Consider the following 6554-nt stretch of genomic DNA (forward strand, 5'->3'; position numbering starts at 1 on the left):
TTTTACCAGATCACTGGGGTAGAATGGCGCCTCTTTTCCCCGAGGGGTGAACCAGGATGATTCCCGTAGAGCGACAGCAACGTATCCTGCAACTGCTGGCAGAGCGCGGCGTGGTCAGCATAGTGGAGCTGACCGAGTGGTTGCAGGTCTCCCACATGACCATCAGACGCGACATCCAGAAACTGGAGGAGCAGGGGCGGGTGCTATCCGTCTCGGGCGGAGTCAGTCTCTCCCAGCGGATCAAGAGCGAGCCCTCCCACGCCACCAAGCGCAGCCTGATGCAGGGGGCCAAGCTGGCCATAGCCCGGCTGGCCGCCGACCAGGTAGCCGAGGGCAGCACAGTCTACCTGGACGCCGGAACCACTTCCCTGGAGCTGGCCCGCGAGCTGGCGCTGCGGGAAGACCTGATGATAGTGACCAACGACTTCATGGTCTGTGCCTACCTCATCGAGCACGGCCGCTGCCGCCTCTATCACACCGGGGGTCAGGTCATTCGCGAGAACCAGTCCTGTGCCGGGGAGGCCACAGCCCACTTCCTGCGCAACCTGCACCTGGACATCGCCTTCCTGTCCGCCTCTTCCTGGGACGGGCAGGGGATCTCGACCCCGAGCGAGCAGAAGGTGCCGGTGAAGCGGGCCGTGGTGGAGTCGGCGGCGAGCCGCATCCTCATCTGCGACTCGTCCAAATATGGCAAGGTCGGCACCTTCAACGTGGTGGGCTGGGATGCGATCGATCAGGTCATCACCGACGAGCAGTTGCCACAGAGCGCCCGGGAGGCGCTGGCCCAGCACGGGGTCAGGGTGACCATGGCGCCGCTGGCCAGTCTGGCGTCCGGCGTCGAGTGACGTTGCCAGCCTGCGGTTGTCACTCTTTGCCGGCCTGAGGCTCGCTCGTCAGGTTGGCGGATCCCTGGATCACCTCGCCCGCCTTCTCTATGTCCCGTCCCACCCCGTGTATGGTGTTGCAGCCCAGCAACCAGAGGCTGGCACAGAGCACCAGCAGGGTTCGATTCATGTTCATGCTTCCTCCTCGCCGGCGCCTGGTCCGGGGCCGGCCTCCATGTCATGGGGTCAGTTTGAGCAGGCGCCCCTTGCCTGAATCCGTCAGCAGATAGAGGGCGCCGTCCGCGCCTTCCCGTATGGTACGGATCCGCTCCCCCAGATCGGTCAGCAGCCGCTCCTCCGAGATGATCTTGTCCCCCGCGAGGCGAAGACGCAGCAAGGCCTGACCGCGCAGGGCACCGACCAGCAGATTTCCCTGCCACTCCTTGAACAGGGCGCCCTGATAAAACGTCATGCCCGAGGGGGCTATGGAGGGCACCCAGACCCAGAGCGGCGGCGTCATGCCGGGTGCGCTCTGGCCCACGCCAATCTTGCCACCCCCGTACTCCTCGCCGAAGGTCACGACCGGCCAGCCGTAGTTGTGCCCTGGCAGTATGAGGTTGACCTCGTCCCCGCCCTGGGGGCCGTGCTCGTGGGCCCAGAATTGCTGGCTAACCGGGCGCAGGGCGGCGCCCTGCATGTTGCGATGGCCCAGGCTCCAGATCTCCGGCAGGGCCCCCGCCGTCTTGACGAAGGGGTTGTCGGCGGGCACCCGGCCATCCTTGTGCAGGCGCACCGTCTTGCCGAGGTGGTTGTCCAGCGTTTGGGCCCGCGCCCGCTCGCTGTAACGATCCCCCAGGGTGATGAAGAGATAGCCGTCATCGGTCAGCACCAGACGCGACCCGAAATGGGCGCCGCCGGCCACCTTGGGCTCTTGGCGAAACAGCAGTTGCCAGTCGATGAGGGTCTCCTTTTGCAGTCGGGCCCGGGCCACGGCGGTACCGGCCCCGCCGTCGCCGGGTTCGCTGTAGCTGAGGTAGAGCCAGCCCTCGTCGTCCAGGGCGAGATCGAGCAGGCCCCCCTGACCTTGATTGGCGATGGGGGGCAGACCCGAGATGAGATGGCGCTCGCCCCCGGCGTCGATGCGCAGCAGGCGGCCCGGGCGCTCGCCAATCAGATAGCCACCTTCCGGTAGCAGGGCCAGCCCCCAGGGATGGTTGAGCCCCTCCACCAGGGGGGTCAGTGTCAGCGCCCGGAGCGGGCTCACCAGGCAGATCAGCAGCAGTACAAGCAGTCGCAACAAGGGGGATCTCCTCTTGGAAATGGGGAAGGCCGGCGGCTCAACGTCGCTGAAGTATAGGGGGTTGCCAACAGGCCAAGAGAGATGGCCCTGTCTGCGGGCCTTCCCTGCCGCGACGCTCAAGGCATTCAGCCCGACGCAAGGCGGTGCGCGTACACTTGATGGTGTGAAGAGACATGGTCCGCACGCCCAGGCGGGCGGCCATGGTCATAGGTTGGCAGCGGTCTCTTGAGCGCCGGTGCAGCATCAGGGCCCATGGGGCCTGTGTTCATGGAGGATAAGATGTCATCACCCGCGTCGGCGCCAAGGCGCTCCCTGTCTGATCTGCTGGCCGGTGTCACAGCCGCAGCCGTCGTGCTGCCCAAGGCCATGGCCTATGCCAGCGTGGCCGGTCTGCCGGTGGCCGTCGGTCTCTACACCGCCTTGGTGCCCATGTTGCTCTACGCCCTGCTGGGCTCCTCCCGGGTGCTCAGCGTCAGCTCCACCAGCACGCTGGCTATCCTGACCGCAACCCAGCTCGGGCTGGTGGTGCCGGATGGGGATCCCGGTCGGCTGCTCACCGTGACCGCCACCCTGACCCTGCTGGTGGGGGCCATGCTGATGCTGGCGGCGGTGCTGCGGCTCGGCTTCGTGGCCAACTTCATCTCCCTGCCGGTGCTGGTGGGATTCAAGAGCGGCATAGGGTTGGTGATCATCCTCGATCAGCTGCCCAAGCTGTTCGGGGTGCACATCCAGAAGGAGAACTTCTTCCTGGATCTCTACCACCTGGCTCAGGCCCTGCCCCAGAGCTCCTGGCTGACCCTGGTGGTCGCCCTCGTCACCCTGGTGGTGCTGGTGTTCATGGAGTGGCGCTTCCCCCATTCCCCCGCCCCCTTGCTGGGGGTGGGCATAGGCATAGCCCTGGTGTGGGGTTTTGGCCTGAACGATGTGGGTGTCGCCATCGTCGGCAGCATTCCCACCGGCCTGCCCGCCCTGACGATGCCGGACCTGACTCTGGTGTTGCAACTGCTGCCGGGGGCGGCGGGCATAGCGCTGATGAGCTTCACCGAGACCATAGCCGCAGGGCGGGCCTTCGTGGGCAAGGGAGAGCCCGAGATCAATCCGAACCGCGAGCTGGTAGCCACCGGGCTGGCCAACCTGGGGGGCGCCTTCTGTGGCAGCATGCCAGCGGGAGGCGGCACCTCCCAGACCGCCGTGGTGCGCTCCGTCGGGGGCCTGAGCCAGTGGGCCTCCGCCGTCACCGCCGCTATGGCGCTGGCCACCATGATCTTCCTCGCCCCGCTGCTCTCCTGGCTGCCGAGCGCCACCCTGGCGGTGGTGGTCATCGTCTATTCGGTGGGGCTCATCCAGCCGGGGGAGTTTCGCAAGATAGGGCAGATCCGCATGATGGAGTTTCGCTGGGCCGCCATCGCCTGTCTGGGGGTGCTGCTGTTTGGCACCCTGGAGGGGATAGTGGTCGCCATCCTGGCCTCTCTGCTGGGGCTCGCCAGCCAGACGGCGCAGCCGCCCGTCTATGTGATTGGCCGCAAACCCGGAGAGGACGTGCTGAGGCCGCTGGCCGCCCGCCATCCCGATGACGAGACGATCCCGGGCCTGCTTATTCTGCGGCCTGAGGGGCGTCTGTTCTTCATCAATGTGCAGCATGTGGCGGCCCGGATCCGCGAACTGATCGAGACTCACCAGCCCGAGGTGGTGGTGCTGGACATGAGTCGGGTACAGGACGTGGAGTACTCGGCGCTGATGATGCTGATGGAGGGGGAGCAGCAGGCGCGCGCCCGGGGCGTCAGCCTCTGGCTGGCCGGGCTCAATCCCGGGGTGCTCGAGAACGTGCGCCGCAGCGGGCTGGCCGACCAGCTGGGGGAGAGCCGCATGCTGTTCAATGCCAGGGCGGCCATCCGCCAGTATCAGCAGAGCAGAGAGTAGGGGACGGGCCAGAGGCCCCCCAATGCCCTGTTCAATGCCAGGGCGGCGATTTGCCAGTATCAGCAGAGCAGGGCGTGAGGGAGCAGGGCAAGGGGCGAGCCAGAGGCCCCCCCTTGACTGTGATCAGAAGAGTTCCGGGATCACCCTGAACGGGTGCTCCGAGGCCTTGACCTTGCCAATCTTGCGCTTGGGCAGCTTGACTGGCTCGGCCGGTAGCTCCTCGTAGGGGATGTGGCTCAGCAGGTGGGAGATGATGTTGAGCCGCACCCGCTTCTTGTCCTCGGAGCGGGCCAGGAACCAGGGGGCCCAGGCGGTATCGGTGGCGGTGAACATGGCATCCCGCGCCCGGGTGTAGTCATCCCAGCGATCGAAGGACTTGATGTCCATGGGGGAGAGCTTCCAGATCTTGCGCCCATCGTCGATGCGATCCCGCAGCCGTCGCTCCTGCTCCTCCGGCGTCACCTCCAGCCAGTACTTCAGCAATATGATGCCAGAGTCGACCATGGCCTGTTCCACCATGGGGGCCCCTGCCAGGAATTTGTCGCTCGCCTCCTGGCTGCAAAAGCCCATGACGCGCTCCACCCCGGCCCTGTTGTACCAGCTGCGATCGAAGATGATGATCTCGCCCGCCGCCGGCAGGTGCGGAATATAGCGCTGGAAGTAGAGCTGGCTCTTCTCCCGCTCTGTGGGGGCCGGCAGCGCTATGACCCTGAATACCCGGGGGCTGACCCGCTCGGTGATCGCCTTGATGGTGCCCCCCTTGCCGGCGCCGTCGCGCCCCTCGAAGACGATGCAGACCTTGAGCCCCTTGTGCACCACCCATTGCTGCAGCTTCACCAGCTCCACGTGCAGGCGACGCAGCTCCTTCTCGTATGCCTTGTTGCCAAGGGGCTTGGGCTCGGCGACCGGTACCGGCTGTTCAGCTTTGGATTTTTTTTTGCTAGCCATGATGTCCTTCTTTTTTCTCAAACGGATGAGGAGTGGCCGTCATCCTGAACGGCGCACTTCAAGCGTAGATGACGGCGCGCCGCTACCGGACGCGGCAAGCATCAGGGATGATCGGGATCATGGTTGATGGGGCCCAATGTGATTGTTGGTGGCAGTGAGATATTGAAGAGGGGGCGGGACGCAGCCGCCATGTATGCAGGTGGCGAAGGCCGGGAGAAGGCCAGAAAGGATCAAGGGGTTGGCATCTTGCGATACCAACCCCTTGTTTTGTTTGGCGTTCCCGACTGGAGTCGAACCAGTGGCCTGTCCCTTAGGAGGGGATGGTTATAAGAGCTTTTAAATAAAAAATATCGTTAAAAAACAATGGTTTGAGTGCATTTTTGGATTTGAATAGCGCTGAAATAGCGCAAAATAATGCTTGCAACGCATGCGCAAATGCATTATTGGGTGGTGAAATGAGGTTACGAGATGGCGTCCCAGGCAGGATTCGAACCTGCGACCTCGCCCTTAGGAGGGGCGCGCGCTATCCAGCTGTGCCACTGGGACGTGCGCGCATTATATAAAAATACTAATAAAAATAAACAGCTGCGTAGATTTTCTGTCGGAAAGCTTCTTTTTTAGCCTGATTGGGTGCTTGTTGTTCAGATTTTTTGGTAGGGAGCCACCACACGGCAAAAAAATGATTTTTAGTCCTCGATTGCTAACTCCAATCTGACCTCATCAAGGCTTATGTAGTGCCCTTTTTGCCATTCATGGTATCGATAATTGGATCGCCAGCGGCCACCGAGGCGCAGATTGGCCCGTTGTCAGCCGACAATCACTGTTTGCCAGGGTCTGAGTTCCATTTCACGATACCTGTAGCAGTTCCGGCCTATTTGGGTTTTGGCGCAGATCACCTCGTTGTCAGCCGACAATCGCTGCCTGTCAGGGTCAGATTTCCATTTCACGATACCTATAGTAGTTCCGGCCAGCGGGCCACTCTGGTGCAGATCAGCCCGTTGTCAGCTGACAATCGCAGCCAGTCAGCAGAGAGGGTTCCATTTCACGATACCGATAATGCGGTTGTCAGCGGGGCTGAGGTGCAGATCACTCCGTTGTCAGCTGACAATCGCAGCCAGTCAGCAGCGAGGGTTTCATTTCACGATACCTATAGCGGTTCCGCACTCGGGCACACCGGTGCAGATCACCTCGTTGTCAGCCGACAATCATTGTCTGCCAGGGTCAGAATTCTATTCCACGATACCTGTAGCAGTTCAGGCCAGCGGGCACTCTGGTGCAGATCAGCCCGTTGTCAGCCGACAATTACTGCCTGCCAGGGTCAGAATTCCATTTCACGATACCTGTAGCACATCGGGCCAGCGGGTACTCCGGCGCAGATCAGCCCGTTGTCAGCTGACAATCGCAGCCAGTCAGCAGCGAGGGTTCCATTTCACGATACCTGTAGCACTTCGGGCCAGTGGGTATTCTGGTGCAGATCAGCCCGTTGTCAGCCGACAATCGAGCTTGCTGGGGTCAGATTTCCATTTCACGATACCTGTAGCAGTTCCGGCCAGCGGGTACTC

Annotated in this window: 5 protein-coding genes and 1 tRNA gene; 2 read left to right on the forward strand and 4 right to left on the reverse strand. The window is 62.7% G+C overall.

Annotated features, from left to right (window positions below; genetic code table 11):
• The first annotated feature begins 56 nt into the window (after window positions 1–56).
• Entirely contained in the window at window positions 57–845 is a 789-nt protein-coding gene (locus AB5Y91_RS18425) for a DeoR/GlpR family DNA-binding transcription regulator (RefSeq protein ID WP_111909872.1), read from the forward strand.
• A gap of 19 nt (window positions 846–864) precedes the next feature.
• On the opposite strand, the gene AB5Y91_RS18430 is transcribed toward AB5Y91_RS18425, so the two are convergent.
• Both AB5Y91_RS18430 and AB5Y91_RS18435 read right to left on the reverse strand, forming a co-directional pair.
• On the reverse strand, window positions 865–1020 hold the full coding sequence (locus tag AB5Y91_RS18430; protein ID WP_106886007.1) for an entericidin A/B family lipoprotein: 156 nt from the start codon (window positions 1018–1020) through the stop codon (window positions 865–867).
• Between the two features lie 42 nt (window positions 1021–1062).
• A complete protein-coding gene (locus AB5Y91_RS18435; protein WP_368170481.1) occupies window positions 1063–2124 on the reverse strand; it encodes a PQQ-dependent sugar dehydrogenase in 1062 nt (353 codons plus the stop codon).
• A gap of 279 nt (window positions 2125–2403) precedes the next feature.
• Between AB5Y91_RS18435 and AB5Y91_RS18440 the strand changes: the two genes are divergently transcribed.
• On the forward strand, window positions 2404–4044 hold the full coding sequence (locus tag AB5Y91_RS18440) for a SulP family inorganic anion transporter (protein ID WP_368170482.1): 1641 nt from the start codon (window positions 2404–2406) through the stop codon (window positions 4042–4044).
• A 123-nt stretch (window positions 4045–4167) separates the two neighbouring features.
• Here the strand turns inward: AB5Y91_RS18440 and ppk2 are convergent, their stop codons facing one another.
• Both ppk2 and AB5Y91_RS18450 read right to left on the reverse strand, forming a co-directional pair.
• Complete coding sequence (gene ppk2 / locus AB5Y91_RS18445; RefSeq protein ID WP_106887873.1) at window positions 4168–4992, reverse strand: polyphosphate kinase 2; 825 nt, start codon at window positions 4990–4992, stop codon at window positions 4168–4170.
• A 469-nt stretch (window positions 4993–5461) separates the two neighbouring features.
• Window positions 5462–5538, reverse strand: a tRNA-Arg gene (locus tag AB5Y91_RS18450).
• Between the last annotated feature and the right edge of the window lie 1016 nt (window positions 5539–6554).

It is taken from the genome of Aeromonas sp. R4-3 (assembly GCF_040908275.1).
GTDB lineage: Bacteria > Pseudomonadota > Gammaproteobacteria > Enterobacterales > Aeromonadaceae > Aeromonas > Aeromonas rivipollensis.

What these genes read in the sequence shown, in the direction of transcription:
- AB5Y91_RS18425 (WP_111909872.1), top strand. Translation starts at nt 57, where the DNA reads ATGATTCCCGTAGAGCGACAGCAACGTATCCTGCAACTGCTGGCAGAG.
- AB5Y91_RS18430 (WP_106886007.1), bottom strand. Translation starts at nt 1,020, where the DNA reads ATGAACATGAATCGAACCCTGCTGGTGCTCTGTGCCAGCCTCTGGTTG.
- AB5Y91_RS18440 (WP_368170482.1), top strand. Translation starts at nt 2,404, where the DNA reads ATGTCATCACCCGCGTCGGCGCCAAGGCGCTCCCTGTCTGATCTGCTG.
- ppk2 (WP_106887873.1), bottom strand. Translation starts at nt 4,992, where the DNA reads ATGGCTAGCAAAAAAAAATCCAAAGCTGAACAGCCGGTACCGGTCGCC.